The following is a 17,159-nucleotide window of genomic DNA, read 5'->3' as shown; positions in this document are numbered from 1 at the left end:
TTCACCCCAATTTATGAGGGGTACAGCCTTTTCTTAATCCGAAAATGCATCAAATAATGACATTATGTTGCGGTTACCTTGCATTACAGCGCCAAAGTATTAATCCTTAATGGGTAATCAGACCTGCTATGCAGATACTCATCATGAAAGGAGAAACACATGAAGGCTGCTGTTGTCACTCAGGATCATCAGGTTAATGTCACAGAAAAAACCTTACGCGCGCTCAAACATGGTGAAGCGCTGCTGAAGATGGAGTGCTGTGGCGTTTGCCATACCGATCTCCATGTTAAGAATGGCGATTTTGGCGACAAAACCGGGGTGATCCTCGGCCACGAAGGGATTGGTATCGTCAAAGAGATTGGTCCTGGCGTCACGTCGCTAAAAGTAGGCGATCGTGCAAGCGTGGCGTGGTTCTTCGAAGGCTGTGGCCACTGTGAATATTGTAATACCGGCAACGAAACGCTGTGCCGTGACGTGAAAAACGCGGGTTACTCCGTTGACGGCGGCATGGCGGAAGAGTGCATCGTAACCGCGGATTACGCGGTTAAAGTTCCGGACGGACTGGACTCTGCGGCGGCCAGCAGCATCACCTGCGCCGGGGTCACCACCTACAAAGCGGTAAAAGTCTCTGACATCAAACCCGGCCAGTGGATTGCGATCTATGGCCTGGGCGGTCTGGGCAACCTCGCGCTGCAATACGCCAAAAATGTCTTCAATGCGAAAGTTATCGCCATTGACGTGAATGACGAGCAGTTGAAGCTCGCTGCCAGCATGGGCGCAGACTTAACCGTGAACTCCCGCAGTGAAGATGCGGCAAAAGTGATTCAGGAGAAAACCGGCGGTGCACATGCGGCGGTGGTGACGGCGGTAGCGAAAGCGGCCTTCAACTCTGCCGTTGACGCAGTTCGCGCCGGTGGCCGCGTGGTGGCTGTTGGCCTGCCGCCGGAAGCGATGAGCCTGGATATTCCACGTCTGGTCCTGGATGGGATTCAGGTAGTGGGTTCCCTGGTGGGTACCCGTCAGGATCTGCTCGAAGCCTTCCAGTTTGCGGCTGAAGGTAAGGTGAAACCGAAAGTTACAATGCGCCCACTGGAAGATATCAACGCCATCTTCAAAGAGATGGAACAGGGCCAGATCCGTGGCCGTATGGTGATTGATTTACGTTCTTAACCGCGGTGGCCGGGTAGCGGCTCTGCCCTGCCCGGCTTTTCACGTGGACGAACGGCGATCGGAAATCCATTCCTGAACCTCGATCTGGAACGTGTCCGGCGCTTTTCGATACATCTTCCGCGCCAGATCCAGGATGGTATGGCGCCCTAACTCCTCTTCCATCCGCTGCTGCGCGCTGTCCATGACCGAGCGCACCCCACACGGGCCGTCACAGACCCAGGCAGGTGGCGTTTCATCAAACACCGCCAGGCGCTGACGCACTTCCCGACACTCAAACATATTCTTCTCGCCGTCGATGGCATGCGCCACGTCCAGCACGCTGATCAGCTCGGCCGGACGCGCCAGCCGGAAGCCTCCCCCTTTACCCTCGGTGCTGATAACCAGCCCCGCGCGTGATAAACGGGTGAAGATTTTTCCAAGATAGTCGTACGGCACGCCCTGCAAGGCCGCCATCTCCCGGACGCTCATCTCACGTTCATTGCCTTTTGCATCCACCATACACATCAGGCTATGAATGCCATATTCCACACCAGAACTGTAAAACGCCATGGCTCACTCCGGGTCATTGTTCGCTGCATTATAACGATTTTTAACTCAGAAAGAAGTTGTCGCAGTTAACTCCGACAAGTATAGTGGCAGTTATGTCAGACATACAGCCTGACGCACTAAAGGATCGAGTATGAAAAAGCAGATTTTAATTGTGGGTAGTGGGTTTTCCGGTATGTGGGCTGCGGTCAGCGCCGCGCGCCTTTCTGCTCTGGCGGGTAACAATAGCCTCAGCATTGCCGTGCTGGCCCCTGTTGCGGAACTGCGCGTTCGCCCACGCTTTTATGAAGAGAACGTGTCGACGATGGTCGCGCCGCTGACCGAACTGTTTGCTGAGCTGGGCATCGCCTTTATTGCGGGCGAAGTACAACGTATTGATACCTCGTCTAAAACCGTTTTATATCGCGATTCAAACGGCGCGATTGCTGACGTCGCCTGGGAACGTCTGATCCTCGCAACCGGTAGCCAGACTAAACGCCCTCCTGTTGCCGGTCTGGCTGAATACGCCTTTGATATCGACCAACTCGACTCCGCCAGATTATTCGAGCAGCATCTTGATTCGCTGGTTTCGCGCCCCTCCACCCCGGAGCGTAATACCGTGGTCGTGTGTGGCGGCGGCTTTACCGGCATCGAACTGGCAACGGAACTCCCTGCCCGACTCCGTACTCGCTTCTCCGCTGATACAAAGACTAAAGTAATCGTAGTTGAAAGAGGTGCAACCATCGGCGGGCGTTACAGCGAGGCGCTGAGAAACACAATTGAAGAAGCAAGCAACGCGCTGGGCGTTGAATGGCGTTTAAACAGTGAAATTGAAGCCATCGATGCCAGCGGCGTAACGCTGAAAAACGGAGAGCGCATTGCCAGCGCCACTGTAGTGTGGACGGCAGGGGTAGAAGCTAACCCTCTCAGCCTGCAAATTGACGGGGAACGCGATACTCAGGGACGGCTGATCGTCAACGACACGTTGCAGGTTCCTGCGCATCCTGAGGTTTACGCGACGGGTGATATGGCGCACGCCAAAACGGACGATGCGGGCAACACGGCGCTGATGACCTGCCAGCACGCGATCCAGCTTGGGAAATTCGCCGGACACAACGCGGCGGCCAGCCTGTTAAATCTGGAGCCGTACCCTTACCGTCAGGTGAACTACGTCACCTGTCTGGATTTGGGTGGCTGGGGCGCGGTGTACACCGAGGGCTGGGAACAGCGCGTTAAATCCGTGCGTGAGGAAGGCAAAAAGATCAAAGTCGCCATCACCAACGAACTGATTTATCCCCCAGCAGCAGACAAAGCGGTTGCCTTTGCCGCCGCTGATCCGCTGGCGAAATTTGTTTAGTCCACTCCTGCGCCCGCGACCAGCGGGCAATGTGTGGGATCAGGCCAGCGCACCTGCGTTGGCCTGACGCTTTTTGGCACATAAATAACCATACATCAGCAGAGAGGTCATCGCAGAGAAGGATAAAATCGCGGCCGGCAGCGTGACATAACTCCAGCCAAAGCCGAGCGTAATCATCATTCCACCGAAATAGGCGCCAATTGCGCTGCCGAGGTTAAACGCCATTTGCCCGCCTGCGGCCCCCAGCATCTCGCCGCCTTTCGCATTTTGCAGCAGCAGAATTTGCAGCGGCGCAGAGAGCGCAAACAGCCCGGCGCAGCAGACAAATCCCATTACCAGTGAAGCTGTTTTAAGCTCGCCAAAGGCAAACAACGCCAGCAGCGAAGCCACAATCACCAGGTCGGTGGTGGCAGCAATGCGCAGCGGGCTAAAGCGTGACGACAGCTTGCCGCTGAAGACATTTCCCAGCACCATGCCCAGCCCCATCAGCATCATGATCGCGGTCATGACGCCCTCAGAAAAGCCTGACACGTTGACCATAAACGGCTTCACGAAGCTAAACCAGGCAAACACCCCGGCATTGCCAAACATCGTAGCGGCAAAAATCAGCCACGGTTCCGGTTTCTTCAGGAAGTGGAATTGTTCTGCCAGCCGGGTGGTTGTCGTGTCGTGAATGTCAGGCACCCACAGCAGAACAGACAGGATCACCAGCGCGTCAAAGACCGCAATCAAAAAGAAGGTGTAACGCCAGTTAAATTCATGTCCCAGCCACGTCCCGAGCGGCACGCCAAGCAGGTTGGCAACGGTCATCCCGGCAATCATCCCGGCCACAGCGACCGTCACTTTACCCGGCGGCGCGATTTTTGACAGGATTATCGCCCCCACTCCGAAAATCGCGCCATGCGGGAAACCAGAGATTAAGCGCCCCGCCGCCAGCCCCACGTATGAGTCAGAGAAGGTAAAGAGCGCGTTACCGGCGACGCACATCGCCACCAGAAACAGCAGCGTTGTTTTCAGCGAAAATTTGCTGGAGAACAGCGCCACAATCGGCGCGCCGATCACCACGCCAAAAGCGTAAAACGAAATCATATTTCCGGCGGAGGGAATCGAAATGCCCGTATCATGAGCCAGCTCGGTCAGCACGCCCATAATGCCAAACTCAGCCATCCCCAGGCCAAAGGTACCCAGTGCTAACGAAAAAATTGTCTTTTTCATACCGCGACCACTGTTAAAAAATATGCAGCGTGCATTATTGATTAAACTTGTATGGTGAACCAGTTCAAATCAGATTTCTGACACATTAATCCATTCATTCAGGCCGATTACACTCTTAGTACGGCCTCGATCCCGCGACCGGATGCAAAGGGAGACCCACCATGGTCAGTAAGAAGAAAACCCGTGTTGTTAATGATGTCGTTAAAAACGCGCCGCTCAAAACCAAAGCGTACGAGCAAGAGCTTCGCCGCCTCCATGTTGAACTGGTTAAGCTCCAGCAATGGGTGGTCGCTAAAGGGTTAAAGGTCTGTATTGTTTTTGAAGGGCGAGACGGCGCAGGTAAAGGCGGCGCTATCAAAGCCATCACCGAACGCGTCAGCCCTCGGGTGTTTCGCGTTGTTGCGTTACCGGCCCCCACCGATAAAGAGAAAAGTCAGCTCTATTTTCAGCGTTACGTTCCCCATCTGCCCTCTGCCGGGGAAATCGTTATTTTTGACCGCAGCTGGTACAACCGTGCGGGCGTGGAAAGAGTCATGGGTTTCTGTACCGAAGAGCAGGCCGAAAAATTTCTTGATGGAACGCCGGTAATGGAAAAAGCGATGGTCGATGCCGGGATCATATTGTTGAAATACTGGCTTGAAGTAACGCCAAAAGAGCAGGAGCGCCGCCTGCGCGATCGCATTAATGATGGTCGCAAGATCTGGAAGCTGTCTCCAATGGACATTAAATCTTTCAATCTGTGGGATGAATATACCCTCGCCCGCGACGCGATGTTTAAAGCGACCGACACCGCCTGGGCGCCGTGGTTTGTGGCGCGCTCAGAAGATAAAAAAAGGGTGCGGCTGAATATTATTTCGCATCTGCTTTCCCAGATCCCCTATAAAGAAATTCACGTAGACAAGGTGGATTTACCGAAACGCAAGATCGGCAAAGTGAAGCCTACAAAATATCCCTTCCGGTATATTGCAGAGCAATTTTGATATTACTGGAAGACGGCTCGCATAATGTAGATTACCAGGGGAAACAGTATTGTTTTTTGTTGGCTGCGGTTGATAATGACCGCACCAACAAAGGAGAAACCGATGAAACGCACGGCAGAATCGACCCCTTCCAGACCTAAAGCAGCAACAAAGCCTACAACACATGCTAAGCCAGGCTCGACACCATCACATCAGCTATCAGAAGCGGATCGTGCATTTATACGAGCAATGAATGAGTTTGTGGAGAAACATGGAACTATCACTGATGATGAGTTTTTCAGGGTGCTTTAATGCTGAGACAATTTAATGTTTATCGTAATACGTCTGCGGCAACGCGGGACCAGCTTCCTTATTATATGCTTATCCAGGATGATTATTATGACGATCTCCCCACTCGCGTCATTGTACCCCTCGCGAGAAATAACAGGCTACCGCTATGGCAGAGCCAGCTGGCTCCAGGAATAAATATTGAATTTGAAACCTTTCTGATTTATTCGCCAATGATAACCAATATTAATAACCAGAAAATTAATCCAAAAGACTTTGTTTGTAATTTACGTAACGCTCGTCAGGATGTTATAGCAGCAATTGATCGCTTATTGACTAACACATGACGCCAGCCTGCCAGGCAGTTATTCCTGCCCGCGCAAGTGCAGCGCCGCCGGACAATGCCGACGGCGCGAGGTTTACTTCAACCCTTCCGAACTCTCTTTTTGCGCTTCAAGACGCTCGACGTCCCGATACCAGCGCGGATGGTGTTTTTGCGCCCAGCGGCGGCTCACCTTCCCTTCAATCATGCCTTTAATCGATCCTTTCACCCAGAAGGCCATATACATATGGATCAGGATGGCGTGGATCAGAATAATGGCCGAGGTCGCGTGGATCAGCAGTGCGTAGCGCACCACCTGGATCGGGAAATATTGGGCAAAATACGGACGCCAGATAATCACTCCGGTCACCAGCAGCACGAAAATCATGCTCATGATGGTCCAGAACATCATCTTCTGCCCGGCGTTGTATTTGCCCACCTTCGCGACTTTATGCTCGTTGCCTTTCAGAACCTCAACAATCCCTTTAATCCAGGGAATATCCTGCTTGTCAGGGATGTTGTGATGAACGAAACGCACGAACATAAACATCAGCACCACGAAAATCAGCACGCCGAAGAACGGATGCAGAATGCGTCCCATCTGCGGTGTCCCGAAGGTTTCCGTGAGCCACTGTAGCGTCGGGAAGAAGAACGAAATGCCGGATACTGCCACCAGGAAGAAGCAGATGACCACCGTCCAGTGACAGGCGCGATCGACAAATTTTGTGCGCACTATCATTTTCGACTTATTCATGATGCTCCTCCTCGTCGTCATCCACCTCTTTATTCGGCCCGATACCGATGTAGTGATAAATCAGCCCGGCAAAGGTGGCGATAAAGCCCGCCGCTGAGAGCGGCTTAAGCGCCCCTTTCCAGAGGTTGATCGAGGTATCGATCGCCGGATCTTTCGGCAGATTGTGATACAGCTCCGGCTGGTCATTGTGGTGCAGAACATACATGACGTGCGTACCGCCCACGCCCTGCGGGTTATAAATCCCGGCCTTGTCATAGCCGCGCGCTTTGAGCTTATCCACCCGCTGCTGCGCCACTTCCAGCATCTCTTTTTTGGTGCCGAAGTGGATCGCCCCGGTAGGACAGGTCTTCACGCAGGCAGGCTCCTGGCCGACGCTGACGCGATCGACGCACAGCGTGCATTTATAAACCCGGTTATCCTCTTTATTGAGGCGCGGGATATTAAACGGACAACCTGCAATACAGTAACCGCAGCCGATGCAGTTATCCTGCTGGAAGTCGACGATCCCGTTGGCGTACTGAATGATTGCCCCGGCAGACGGGCATGCCTTCAGGCAGCCCGGATCTTCACAGTGCATACAGCCGTCTTTACGGATCAGCCACTCCAGCTTGCCATTCTGGTCGGTTTCGCTAAAGCGCATCACCGTCCAGGACTTGGCGCTCAGATCAGCAGGATTGTCATAGACACCAACGCAGTGCCCCACCTCGTCGCGAATATCGTTCCACTCCGAGCAGGCCACCTGGCAGGCCTTACAGCCCACGCAGGAGGAGACATCGATCAGCTTGGCGACTTCTGCCTTGTAATCCCGCGCACGAGGCGCGGGCGTTATCGGGTTGGTCGCGGAGCGTTTAATAATGTCTTGTGTTTCCATCGCCATTTAATCGCTCCTTACGCTTTCTCGATGTTGACCAGAAACGCTTTATACTCCGGCGTTTGCGAGTTGGAATCGCCGACGTTTGGCGTCAGGGTATTGGCGATGTAGCCCTTCTGCGCTACCCCTTCAAAGCCCCAGTGCAGCGGTATACCGACGGTTTCCACCTGCTGGCCATGCACGTTCAGCGTTTGCAGACGACGGGTGACCACCGCCACCGCGCGAATAAAGCCGCGCTTGCTGCTGACCTTCACGCGATCGCCATTGGCAATGCCTTTCGCCTTCGCCAGGGTTTCGCTTATCTCCACAAACTGTTCCGGCTGCGCGATGGCGTTAAGCCGCGCGTGCTTGGTCCAGGTATGGAAATGCTCGGTCAGGCGGTAGGTGGTGCCGACATACGGGAACTTGTCCTTTTTACCTAAACGCAGCACGTCGTCTTCATAGATGCGTACCACCGGACTGGAGACCACATTCGGGTGCAGCGGGTTAGTGCCGAGCGGCGTTTCCATCGGCTCGTAGTGTTCCGGGAACGGCCCTTCCGCCAGTTTGTCGATAGCAAACAGACGTCCCAGCCCTTCCGGCTGCATGATAAACGGCCCGGTGTTGCTGCCCGGCGCGGCGGTGTTGAAGTCCGGGATATCGTTCCCCGTCCACTTCGTGCCGTTCCACTCGATCAGCATGCGTTTCGGATCCCACGGCTTACCGTTCACGTCTGCGGAGGCACGGTTGTACAGTACGCGGCGGTTTAACGGCCACGCCCATGCCCAGCCCAGGGTATTGCCCAGGCCTGACGGATCGGCGTTATCGCGATTGGCCATCTGGTTACCCTGCTCCGTCCAGCTGCCGGTGTAGATCCAGCAGGAAGAGGCCGTGGTACCGTCGTCACGCAACAGCGCGAAGCTATTGAGCAGCTGTCCTTTCTTCGCCACCAGATTACCGTTGGCATCGTACAGGTCGGCCAGCGCCACGCCGTTGTTCTCTTTTGCCACCTCTTCGGACTCAGGATGATCCGGCTGCTTGTAGTTCCAGCTCATATTCAGCAGCGGCTCAGCGCCTTTGCCGCCTTCGGCGCGGTACATCTCGCGCAGACGATGGTAAATCCCGGCCAGAATTTCGCCGTCATTACGCGCTTCGCCGGGCGCATCCTGACCTTTCCAGTGCCACTGTAGCCAGCGGCCAGAGTTGGCAATTGAACCGTCCTCTTCCGCAAAGCAGGTCGACGGCAGGCGGAACACCTCGGTCTGAATCGCTGCCGGATCGACATCGTTTGATTCACCGTGGTTCTGCCAGAACGTAGACGTTTCGGTGACCAGCGGATCGATAACCACCATGTACTTCAGCTTGCTCAGGCTGCGAACGACTTTGTTTTTATCCGGGAATGACGCCACCGGGTTAAAGCCCTGGCAGATGTAACCCGTGACGTCGCCCTTATCCATCATGTTGAAATACTTGATGACATCGTAAGCCTGGTCCCATTTCGGCAACCACTCAAAGCCCCAGTCATTCTCTTTCTGCGCCGCGTCGCCGTAGAACGATTTCATCAGACTGACGGCAAACTTCGGATAGTTACTCCAGTAGTTCACCTGGTCCGGACGCGTCGCTTTTGGCGTGTTGGCGTCAAGCCAGCTTTGCCAGTCGGTCTGCTTCTCGGACGGCAGGGTCAGGTAACCCGGCAGGCTGGTCGACAGCAGGCCGAGGTCGGTTAAGCCCTGAATGTTAGAGTGCCCGCGCAGGGCGTTCACGCCGCCACCGGCCATCCCCATGTTGCCGAGCAGCAGCTGGATCATCGCCATGGTACGGATGTTCTGCGCGCCCACGGTATGCTGCGTCCAGCCCAGCGCGTACAGGAATGTAGTGGTTCTGTCGGCGGCACTGGTGGAAGCCAGCACTTCACATACTTTCAGGAAGTCCGCTTTCGGCGTACCGCAGATGTTTTCCACCACGTCCGGCGTATAGCGGGAAACGTGCTGTTTCAGCAAGTTCCACACGCAGCGCGGATCGCTCAGGGTCTCATCGCGTTTCGCGTAGCCGTTTTCGTCGAACTGATAGTTCCAGGACGATTTATCGTACTGACGTTTCCCGGCGTCATAGCCGCTGAAGAGGCCATCTTCGAAGGCGAAATCTTCCCGTACCAGCAGGCCGGCATTGGTGTAATGCTTAACGTATTCCGCGTTAATCTTATTGTTTTCGATCAGGTACAACAGCACGCCGGACAGGAACGTGATGTCCGTACCGGAGCGGATCGGCGCATAGATATCAGCCACCGATGCCGTACGCGTAAAGCGTGGGTCGACGACGATCAGCGTCGCATCGTTGTTGTTTTTTGCTTCCATCGCCCAGCGGAATCCCACCGGATGGGCTTCAGCGGCGTTACCGCCCATTACCACCACGACGTTAGCGTTTTTGATATCAACCCAGTGGTTGGTCATCGCACCGCGACCAAATGTTGGAGCAAGACTTGCTACCGTTGGTCCGTGTCAGACGCGCGCCTGGTTATCAACCGCCAGCATGCCGAGGGAGCGCACAAATTTTTGCGTCAGCATGCCGGTCTCATTACTTGCCGCAGAGGCACACAGCATCCCGGTGGAGGTCCAGCGGTTTACCGTGATGCCCTGCTCGTTCTTCTCAATAAAGTTGGCGTCGCGATCCGCTTTCATCAGTTTTGCAATTCGGGAGAAGGCTTCGTCCCAGGAGATACGCTGCCATTTGTCAGAGCCCGGCGCACGATATTCCGGGTAGCGCAGACGGTTTTCACTGTGGACGTAGTCCAGCAGCCCCGCCCCTTTCGGGCAAAGCGCCCCGCGGCTCACCGGATGGTCCGGGTCCCCTTCAATATGATAAATCGCTTCTTTGGCGTTCTTTGCGCCATCACCCAGGCTATACATTAATAGCCCACAACCCACGGAGCAGTATGTGCAGGTGTTACGGATCTCTTTCGCGCGCAGCAGTTTATAGTTGCGTGCCTGAGCCAGCGCCATTTTGGGAGCGAATCCCAGCATTGCGGCTGTTGTTCCGGCCATACCGCCCGCGCAGATTTTAAAAAATTGTCTGCGGCTGACGTCCATTGCTGTCCTCGTTATCTGATAAGACTTCGCGCCGCAAACTAACAGCAAAGCCCCTGTTTTTTTTGCGTCAAATCAAGGTCGCCAGACTTCGCCCCCTTAATAGTCACTGCCGGTACGATTTGCTAATCCTTTCGGGTTAACAGGCTCTTTGAAAATTCGCCAGGTGTAGCAAATAGATGCTATAAGTTTTCCCTTTGATTTTTAGAAGACTGGCAGGGTAATGGACAGAAAAAGAGCAACGCTGACAGGCCTGGCGGCCATATTGTTGTGGAGCACCATGGTGGGTCTCATCCGCAGCGTCAGTGAAGGACTGGGCCCGGTGGGCGGCGCGGCGATGATTTACACCGTCAGCGGGTTGTTGTGTCTGGTGACGGTGGGTTTTCCCGATCTTCGGCGTTTTTCCACGCGCTATCTCATTGCGGGCAGCATCCTGTTTGTCAGCTATGAGATGTGCCTGGCCCTGTCGCTGGGGTATGCCGCGACGCGCTCACAGGCGATTGAAGTCGGTATGGTCAATTATCTGTGGCCAAGCCTGACGATTGCGTTCGCGATTTTGTTCAACGGGCAAAAAACCACCCTGTGGGTGATCCCTGGGCTTCTCATCTCGCTGTTGGGTGTGTGCTGGGTTTTAGGTGGCGAAAACGGTCTGCAACTGAATGACATCATGCAGAACGTCGTTTCCAGTCCGCTAAGTTATGGGCTGGCGTTTGCTGGCGCTTTTATCTGGGCCGCCTACTGCACCGTCACCAGCAAGTATGCCAAAGGGCAAAATGGCATTACCCTTTTCGTCCTGCTGACCGCCCTGAGCCTGTGGGTCAAATATGCCGTCAGCGATCAGCCCGAAATGGTGTTCAGCGTCCCGGTTGTGGTGAAGCTATTGATGTGTGGGGTTGCGCTTGGCTTTGGCTACGCCGCCTGGAATATCGGTATTCTTCACGGTAACGTCACGGTGCTTGCGGCTGTCTCTTATTTCACGCCAGTTCTTTCCGCCGCACTGGCGGCTATTCTGTTGAGTTCTCCGCTTTCACTCTCATTCTGGCAAGGGGCATTGATGGTGTGCGCCGGATCGTTATTGTGCTGGTATGCCACCCGCAAATAGCATTTTTATTTTTGCCGGGTACCGAATATGCCCGGCAAAATATTAACAATATTTTAATATGTGATCACACCCTCGAATATAATTCGTAACATTAGAGAGTAATTAAATTTCTGTATAGAGTGCTGTCAGAAAGCCAGAGTTGTTGTGGAAATTGACATAAACTGACAACGCAGGTAATTAATTCAGCGCCAATATTCCCGCGCTATATAGCACAAAGTGCAATAGTTTATTTCTGAATATTTCTCTTAAAAAACAGGTTCTGGTTTCCCGAGAAATTTATAATCAACTGTTTTAAAAAAGGTTATCCTGCCACATGCTTTGACATTCCCTGCCAAAACCTTTTAATCCCACCAAAAAACTAAAACGTCCGACAACTATTCACAGCCATATTATCTTGATTAGTTAATAATCACTTTATGTCTATATATTAACCTGATTGGCCGATTTAAGGGCAATTTATCCGATCAGGATCACACTAATTGAAATTATCTTTAATATTTTGAAACTTATTATTGAAAGCAGTCTACGGAATTTTAAAAATAGTCTGCCATTGACGATAAGCCTCGTTTAAAAATCGCTCAGGTGGCTTAGGAAATACCTAAATAAAATTATAAGGATTATTTAAGATGAAACTTAAATTAGTTGCAGTGGCAGTGACTTCCATGTTGGCAGCTGGCGTTGTTAACGCGGCTGAAGTTTTTAACAAAGACGGTAACAAACTGGATCTGTACGGCAAAGTTACTGGTCTGCACTATTTTTCTGATGATGCTGGTAGCGACGGCGACAAAACGTATGTTCGTCTGGGCTTCAAAGGTGAAACTCAGATCAACGATCAGCTGACCGGATACGGCCAGTGGGAATATGAGTTCAAGGGCAATCGCTCTGAAGCTCAAGGTTCCGACGGCAACAAAACCCGTCTGGCGTACGCTGGTCTGAAATTCGATGAATTCGGTTCCTTCGACTACGGTCGTAACTACGGTGTGGCTTATGACATCGGCGCGTGGACTGACGTTCTGCCAGAGTTCGGTGGCGATACCTGGACGCAGACTGACGGCTTCATGACCGGCCGTACCACTGGCGTTGCAACCTACCGTAACACCGACTTCTTTGGTCTGGTTGACGGCCTGAACGTGGCTGCTCAGTACCAGGGTAAAAACGACCGTGACGATATCACCGAATCCAACGGTGACGGCTGGGGTCTGTCTTCTACCTATGAATTCGACGGCTTCGGTGTGGGTGCGACCTACGCGAAATCTGACCGTACCGACCGTCAGGTTCGTGCTGCAAGCAACCTGAACGCCGGTGGCGAAAACGCAGAAGTCTGGGCTGCTGGCCTGAAGTACGATGCGAACAACATCTACCTGGCAACCACCTACTCTGAAACCCGCAACATGACGGCGTTCGGTAACGGTCACGTTGCCAACAAAGCGCAGAACTTCGAAGTTGTGGCTCAGTACCAGTTCGACTTCGGTCTGCGTCCGTCCATCGCTTACCTGAAATCCAAAGGTAAAGACATCGGTTCTTATGGCGACCAGGACCTGGTTGAATACGTTGACGTTGGCGCGAGCTACTACTTCAACAAAAACATGTCCACCTATGTTGATTACAAAATCAACCTCGTGGATGACAGCCAGTTCACCAAAGATGCCAAAGTGGCTACCGACAACATCGTAGCTGTAGGTCTGACCTACCAGTTCTAAGATCTGTTAGTTCAAAAGGCCAGCCCTCGCGGCTGGCCTTTTTTATTACTGCTGCCCTCCGACCTTCGCCAGACTAAACCAGATCCCGACCGCCAGAATCAGCAGCATGCCTCCCGCACTGCCCAGGGCCACGCTGTGCGAGGTGATGAACGCGGTTTTCGCCGCCGTCATCACCGGCTCGGCCAGCGACGGCGTCAGCTCCTGCGCCACCTTCATCGCTTCACCGATGGACGACGAGGCTTTATCGGTCAGCGACGCGCTCAGCCCCTGCGGCAGTACAATAGACGCCGAAAAGCTGCGGGTTAACAGCAGACCGAAAATGGCGATCCCCAGACCAGCACCCAGCTCGTAGGACATGGTTTCGATCGCGCCTGCGGCGGCCGCTTTCTCTTTCGGCGCGGCAGCCATGATCGCTGACGTCGATGCCAGCAGTGCGCTGGCGGCACTGAAGCCCAGCAGCACCATCAGGCTCCACGCCTGCCACTGTTGGGTGCTGAAATCGAGCGTCGACAGGCCGATAAAACTGACCGCGCTAAGCCCCATGCCTCCGGCCGCGACAATGCGCAGCCCCAGACGTCCGACCAGCACACCCGCGATCGGCCCGCTAAATCCGCTCGCCACCATCACCGGCAGCATAAATATCCCTGCTTCAAACGGCGTAAAACCATGCACGAACTGCAACTCCTGCGCCATCAGCAGTTCAAAGCCCACCAGCGCAATCATGGCGGTCATCGCCATGACCACGCCGCTTAAAATAATGCGATGGCAAAACAGGCGCATGTCGATCATCGGCACGCGCGCGCGTAGCTGGATACGGACGAAGATAAACAGCATTACCGCTCCGGTAAGCAGCGTACAGGCCACCATCCACGGCGACAGCACCCCTTTCAGGGCGGTTTTGGCGCTATAGACCAGCAGTAAAATCGCCACAATCAGCATAATGGCATGGCTGATATTGAGCGGCTGTTCGGGCCGCCCCTGCTGAGCAGGCACCAGGCGCGCAGCAAGCGAAACCACGATCAGCACGATCGGCACGTTAATCAGGAACACCGACCCCCAGTAAAAGTGCTCCAGCAGCATGCCGCCAATCAGCGGGCCAAACGCCGCGCCACCCGACCCAACGGCAGCCCAGACGCCGAGGGCGATATTACGGTGCCGCACGTCAATAAACAGGGTGCGGATCCCTGCAAGCGTAGCCGGAATGATCATCGCCGCGCCAATCGCCAGCGACGCGCGGGCGGCAATCAGCCAGCCCGCGGACGGCGCAAAAGCCGCCGCTAACGATGACAGGCCAAACAGCACGCTGCCGATCATCAGCAGGCGCTTAAAACCTATGCGATCGCCCAGCGCGCCCATCGGCAGCACCATTCCCGCCATCACCAGCGAGTAAATATCAATAATCCACAGCAATTCGTTGCCGCTGGCACCCAGCGTCATGCTCAATGTTGGCGCCGCCACGTGCAGCACCGTCGCGTCAATCGCCACCGGGATATACACCAGCACGATAATCACTAACGCTAACCACTGACGAAACATAAATTTCCTTTTCAGTTAAAAACTGGACACATGTCCAGAATGCGATCCTACGTAAAGTTGAACACTTGTCCAGCTCTTTGTTACACTCGTTTCGTTGCCATTGAGAGTGAGAAATTATGCGTTATCTGAGCAAGGACGAGCGGCGGGAAGAGATCCTCCAGGCCGCGATGCGCGTGGCGCTGACCGAAGGATTCGCTGCGATGACAGTGCGCCGCATCGCCACCGAAGCGGGCGTCGCCACCGGGCAGGTGCATCACCACTTTGCGTCGGCGGGCGAGCTTAAGTCGCTGGCGTTTGTCCGGCTGATCCGCGATTTGCTGGATGCTGAAATCGTTGGCGAAAACGCCGGCTGGCGTGAGCGCCTGCATGCCATGCTCGGCAGCGATGACGGCGGGTTTGAGCCCTACATTCGACTGTGGCGGGAGGCGCAAATTCTCGCCAGCCGGGATAGCGATATCAAAGGCGCCTACGTTTTGACCATGGAGATGTGGCACCAGGAAACGGTCGCGATTATCCGCGCCGGGGCGGAGGCCAACGCCTTTACGCTTGCAGACCAGCCGGAAAATATCGCCTGGCGTTTAATTGGTCTGGTATGTGGCCTGGATGGCATATACGTATTAAATATGCCTGAAATGGACGACGCGGCATTTAATAAGCATCTGGATAAGCTTATTTCCCTCGAATTGTTTTAATACTCCCATCGGGGTATTAATTTCCGCAAATAGTTACAATTAGTAACACATAAAGCGAACCCTGATTCCCATTCCAAACTCAGGGATTCGCTTTTTTATCTATCCTTTCAGATGTATCCCATAACATCCAAAAATTTCTACAAACTGCCGAAAGGTATCTTTCTGTTTTCACTTCTTTTTTCTCTCCATTTGGGTAAGCAAGAGGGTGATATGTCACATCAAAGCGAGAAGAGTAATCAGCATCTGTTGAGTAACTGGAAACCGGAAAACGCGCAATTTTGGGAGAATAAAGGGAAACATATCGCACGTAGAAACCTGTGGATTTCCGTGGCGTGTTTGCTTCTCGCGTTTTGTGTATGGATGTTGTTTAGCGCTATTGCGGTAAATCTTAATAAGGTCGGATTTAATTTCAGCACCGATCAGCTTTTTATGCTAACGGCATTACCTTCTCTTTCCGGCGCGATATTGCGTGTCCCCTACTCTTTTATGGTGCCGATATTTGGCGGACGTTACTGGACCGTGTTAAGTACCATTATCCTGGTCGTACCCTGTGTCTGGCTTGGGATCGCCATCCAGAATACCGCTACGCCTTACTGGGTCTTTATCATCATCGCACTGCTGTGCGGTTTTGCCGGGGCCAACTTCGCTTCCAGCATGGGAAACATCAGTTTCTTCTTCCCGAAAGCCAGACAGGGCAGCGCGCTGGGCATTAACGGCGGGCTGGGTAACCTGGGCGTGAGCGTGATGCAGCTGGTTGCGCCGCTGGTGATTTTCCTGCCGATGTTTACCTTTCTCGGCGTTCACGGCGTCCCCCAGGAGGATGGCTCGACGATGTGGCTGGCGAACGCGGCGTGGATCTGGGCCCCGCTGCTGATTCTTGCTACCCTTGCGGCGTTTTTTGGCATGAACGACATCGCCAGCTCGAAAGCGTCCATTGCCAGCCAGCTTCCGGTGCTTAAGCGCTTTCACCTCTGGCTGCTGAGCCTGCTTTATCTGGCAACCTTCGGCTCGTTTATCGGTTTCTCGGCAGGCTTTGCTATGCTGTCGAAAACCCAGTTTCCGGACGTAAATATCCTCCACCTCGCCTTCTTTGGCCCGCTGATCGGCGCTCTGGCGCGTTCGGCTGGCGGAATGATTTCAGACAGGCTGGGCGGCGTACAGGTGACGCTGATCAACTTCGTCTTTATGGCCATCTTTAGCGCCCTGATTTTCCTGACGCTCCCCGGGTCTGGTTCAGGCAGTTTTATCGCCTTCTATCTGGTCTTTATGGGCCTGTTCCTCACCGCAGGCCTGGGCAGCGGCTCGACCTTCCAGATGATCGCGATTATCTTTCGCCAAATCACCCTCGACCGCGTGAAAAAACAGGGCGGGAGCGACGAACAGGCACAGCATGAAGCGGTGACCGAAACGGCTGCCGCGCTGGGCTTTATCTCTGCCATCGGTGCGGTAGGCGGGTTCTTTATTCCCAAAGCCTTTGGCACATCCCTGGCGATGACCGGTTCCCCGGTGGGCGCCATGAAAGTCTTCCTCGTGTTTTACATCGTCTGCGTGCTCGTCACCTGGCTGGTGTACGGCCGCAAATCCTCACAAAAATAATAACTACCTC

At 54.0% G+C, this 17,159-nt stretch carries 15 protein-coding genes; 9 read left to right on the top strand and 6 right to left on the bottom strand.

Translation table 11 applies throughout. The annotated features are described in order from the left end of the window. Window positions 1-159 precede the first annotated feature (159 nt). The gene (gene adhP, locus ACOTYH_RS08455) at window positions 160-1,170 is read left to right on the top strand and encodes an alcohol dehydrogenase AdhP (RefSeq protein WP_006810706.1); all 1,011 of its coding nucleotides are present in this window, start codon (window positions 160-162) and stop codon (window positions 1,168-1,170) included. Between the two features lie 39 nt (window positions 1,171-1,209). On the opposite strand, the gene ACOTYH_RS08450 is transcribed toward adhP, so the two are convergent. Then, complete coding sequence (locus tag ACOTYH_RS08450) at window positions 1,210-1,719, bottom strand: RrF2 family transcriptional regulator (RefSeq protein ID WP_015570482.1); 510 nt, start codon at window positions 1,717-1,719, stop codon at window positions 1,210-1,212. A 130-nt stretch (window positions 1,720-1,849) separates the two neighbouring features. On the opposite strand from ACOTYH_RS08450, the gene ACOTYH_RS08445 reads away from it, so the two are divergent. Then, entirely contained in the window at window positions 1,850-3,052 is a 1,203-nt protein-coding gene (locus tag ACOTYH_RS08445) for an NAD(P)/FAD-dependent oxidoreductase (protein WP_421637676.1), read from the top strand. A gap of 39 nt (window positions 3,053-3,091) precedes the next feature. On the opposite strand, the gene araJ is transcribed toward ACOTYH_RS08445, so the two are convergent. Beyond that, window positions 3,092-4,267 carry an MFS transporter AraJ gene (gene araJ, locus ACOTYH_RS08440; RefSeq protein WP_421637675.1) on the bottom strand — a complete coding sequence of 392 codons (1,176 nt, stop codon included), beginning with the start codon at window positions 4,265-4,267 and terminating at the stop codon, window positions 3,092-3,094. 161 nt (window positions 4,268-4,428) lie between these two features. Between araJ and ppk2 the strand changes: the two genes are divergently transcribed. The 3 genes from ppk2 to ACOTYH_RS08425 all read left to right on the top strand — a co-directional run bounded on the left by ppk2 (window position 4,429) and on the right by ACOTYH_RS08425 (window position 5,861). Continuing rightward, window positions 4,429-5,247, top strand: coding sequence for a polyphosphate kinase 2 (ppk2, locus tag ACOTYH_RS08435; protein ID WP_063863954.1), 819 nt, complete (start codon window positions 4,429-4,431; stop codon window positions 5,245-5,247). A 102-nt stretch (window positions 5,248-5,349) separates the two neighbouring features. Further along, window positions 5,350-5,538 carry a hypothetical protein gene (locus ACOTYH_RS08430; protein WP_049017617.1) on the top strand — a complete coding sequence of 63 codons (189 nt, stop codon included), beginning with the start codon at window positions 5,350-5,352 and terminating at the stop codon, window positions 5,536-5,538. Next, a complete protein-coding gene (locus tag ACOTYH_RS08425) occupies window positions 5,538-5,861 on the top strand; it encodes a CcdB family protein (RefSeq protein ID WP_045142160.1) in 324 nt (107 codons plus the stop codon). Before ACOTYH_RS08430 ends, ACOTYH_RS08425 begins: the two co-directional genes overlap by 1 nt. 72 nt (window positions 5,862-5,933) lie before the next feature. Here ACOTYH_RS08425 and fdnI read toward each other — a convergent pair whose 3' ends face one another. The 3 genes from fdnI to fdnG are packed head-to-tail and all read right to left on the bottom strand — an operon-like array spanning window position 5,934 to window position 10,526. Further along, window positions 5,934-6,590, bottom strand: coding sequence for a formate dehydrogenase-N subunit gamma (gene fdnI / locus ACOTYH_RS08420; protein WP_032102982.1), 657 nt, complete (start codon window positions 6,588-6,590; stop codon window positions 5,934-5,936). Next, a complete protein-coding gene (gene fdxH / locus ACOTYH_RS08415; RefSeq protein WP_003857048.1) occupies window positions 6,583-7,467 on the bottom strand; it encodes a formate dehydrogenase subunit beta in 885 nt (294 codons plus the stop codon). Before fdxH ends, fdnI begins: the two co-directional genes overlap by 8 nt. Before the next feature lie 11 nt (window positions 7,468-7,478). Continuing rightward, window positions 7,479-10,526 carry a formate dehydrogenase-N subunit alpha gene (fdnG, locus tag ACOTYH_RS08410; protein WP_421637674.1) on the bottom strand — a complete coding sequence of 1,016 codons (3,048 nt, stop codon included), beginning with the start codon at window positions 10,524-10,526 and terminating at the stop codon, window positions 7,479-7,481. A gap of 220 nt (window positions 10,527-10,746) precedes the next feature. Between fdnG and yddG the strand changes: the two genes are divergently transcribed. Together yddG and ompC are read left to right on the top strand one after the other, a co-directional pair. Beyond that, window positions 10,747-11,625, top strand: coding sequence for an aromatic amino acid DMT transporter YddG (gene yddG / locus ACOTYH_RS08405; RefSeq protein ID WP_032102980.1), 879 nt, complete (start codon window positions 10,747-10,749; stop codon window positions 11,623-11,625). 626 nt (window positions 11,626-12,251) lie between these two features. After that, on the top strand, window positions 12,252-13,325 hold the full coding sequence (gene ompC / locus ACOTYH_RS08400) for a porin OmpC (RefSeq protein ID WP_017382300.1): 1,074 nt from the start codon (window positions 12,252-12,254) through the stop codon (window positions 13,323-13,325). A 45-nt stretch (window positions 13,326-13,370) separates the two neighbouring features. Here the strand turns inward: ompC and ACOTYH_RS08395 are convergent, their stop codons facing one another. Then, the gene (locus ACOTYH_RS08395; RefSeq protein ID WP_032648391.1) at window positions 13,371-14,861 is read right to left on the bottom strand and encodes an MFS transporter; all 1,491 of its coding nucleotides are present in this window, start codon (window positions 14,859-14,861) and stop codon (window positions 13,371-13,373) included. 116 nt (window positions 14,862-14,977) lie between these two features. Between ACOTYH_RS08395 and ACOTYH_RS08390 the strand changes: the two genes are divergently transcribed. Continuing rightward, entirely contained in the window at window positions 14,978-15,553 is a 576-nt protein-coding gene (locus ACOTYH_RS08390) for a TetR family transcriptional regulator (RefSeq protein WP_015570471.1), read from the top strand. A 210-nt stretch (window positions 15,554-15,763) separates the two neighbouring features. Then, window positions 15,764-17,149 (top strand): NarK family nitrate/nitrite MFS transporter, encoded by a 1,386-nt coding sequence (locus ACOTYH_RS08385; protein WP_421637673.1) that lies wholly within the window; start codon window positions 15,764-15,766, stop codon window positions 17,147-17,149. The last annotated feature ends 10 nt before the right edge of the window (window positions 17,150-17,159 follow it).

It is taken from the genome of Enterobacter cloacae complex sp. SHL001, assembly GCF_049236825.1.
Lineage (GTDB): Bacteria > Pseudomonadota > Gammaproteobacteria > Enterobacterales > Enterobacteriaceae > Enterobacter > Enterobacter hormaechei_C.
This window is presented reverse-complemented; position numbering and strand designations above follow the sequence as displayed.

Bases quoted from the DNA above. Each gene is read 5' to 3' on its own strand.
- ACOTYH_RS08450 (WP_015570482.1), bottom strand. From the start codon at position 1,719: ATGGCGTTTTACAGTTCTGGTGTGGAATATGGCATTCATAGCCTGATG.
- ACOTYH_RS08425 (WP_045142160.1), top strand. From the start codon at position 5,538: ATGCTGAGACAATTTAATGTTTATCGTAATACGTCTGCGGCAACGCGG.
- ACOTYH_RS08395 (WP_032648391.1), bottom strand. From the start codon at position 14,861: ATGTTTCGTCAGTGGTTAGCGTTAGTGATTATCGTGCTGGTGTATATC.
- araJ (WP_421637675.1), bottom strand. From the start codon at position 4,267: ATGAAAAAGACAATTTTTTCGTTAGCACTGGGTACCTTTGGCCTGGGG.
- ACOTYH_RS08385 (WP_421637673.1), top strand. From the start codon at position 15,764: ATGTCACATCAAAGCGAGAAGAGTAATCAGCATCTGTTGAGTAACTGG.
- fdxH (WP_003857048.1), bottom strand. From the start codon at position 7,467: ATGGCGATGGAAACACAAGACATTATTAAACGCTCCGCGACCAACCCG.
- ompC (WP_017382300.1), top strand. From the start codon at position 12,252: ATGAAACTTAAATTAGTTGCAGTGGCAGTGACTTCCATGTTGGCAGCT.
- adhP (WP_006810706.1), top strand. From the start codon at position 160: ATGAAGGCTGCTGTTGTCACTCAGGATCATCAGGTTAATGTCACAGAA.
- ACOTYH_RS08430 (WP_049017617.1), top strand. From the start codon at position 5,350: ATGAAACGCACGGCAGAATCGACCCCTTCCAGACCTAAAGCAGCAACA.
- ACOTYH_RS08445 (WP_421637676.1), top strand. From the start codon at position 1,850: ATGAAAAAGCAGATTTTAATTGTGGGTAGTGGGTTTTCCGGTATGTGG.
- ACOTYH_RS08390 (WP_015570471.1), top strand. From the start codon at position 14,978: ATGCGTTATCTGAGCAAGGACGAGCGGCGGGAAGAGATCCTCCAGGCC.
- yddG (WP_032102980.1), top strand. From the start codon at position 10,747: ATGGACAGAAAAAGAGCAACGCTGACAGGCCTGGCGGCCATATTGTTG.
- fdnI (WP_032102982.1), bottom strand. From the start codon at position 6,590: ATGAATAAGTCGAAAATGATAGTGCGCACAAAATTTGTCGATCGCGCC.
- ppk2 (WP_063863954.1), top strand. From the start codon at position 4,429: ATGGTCAGTAAGAAGAAAACCCGTGTTGTTAATGATGTCGTTAAAAAC.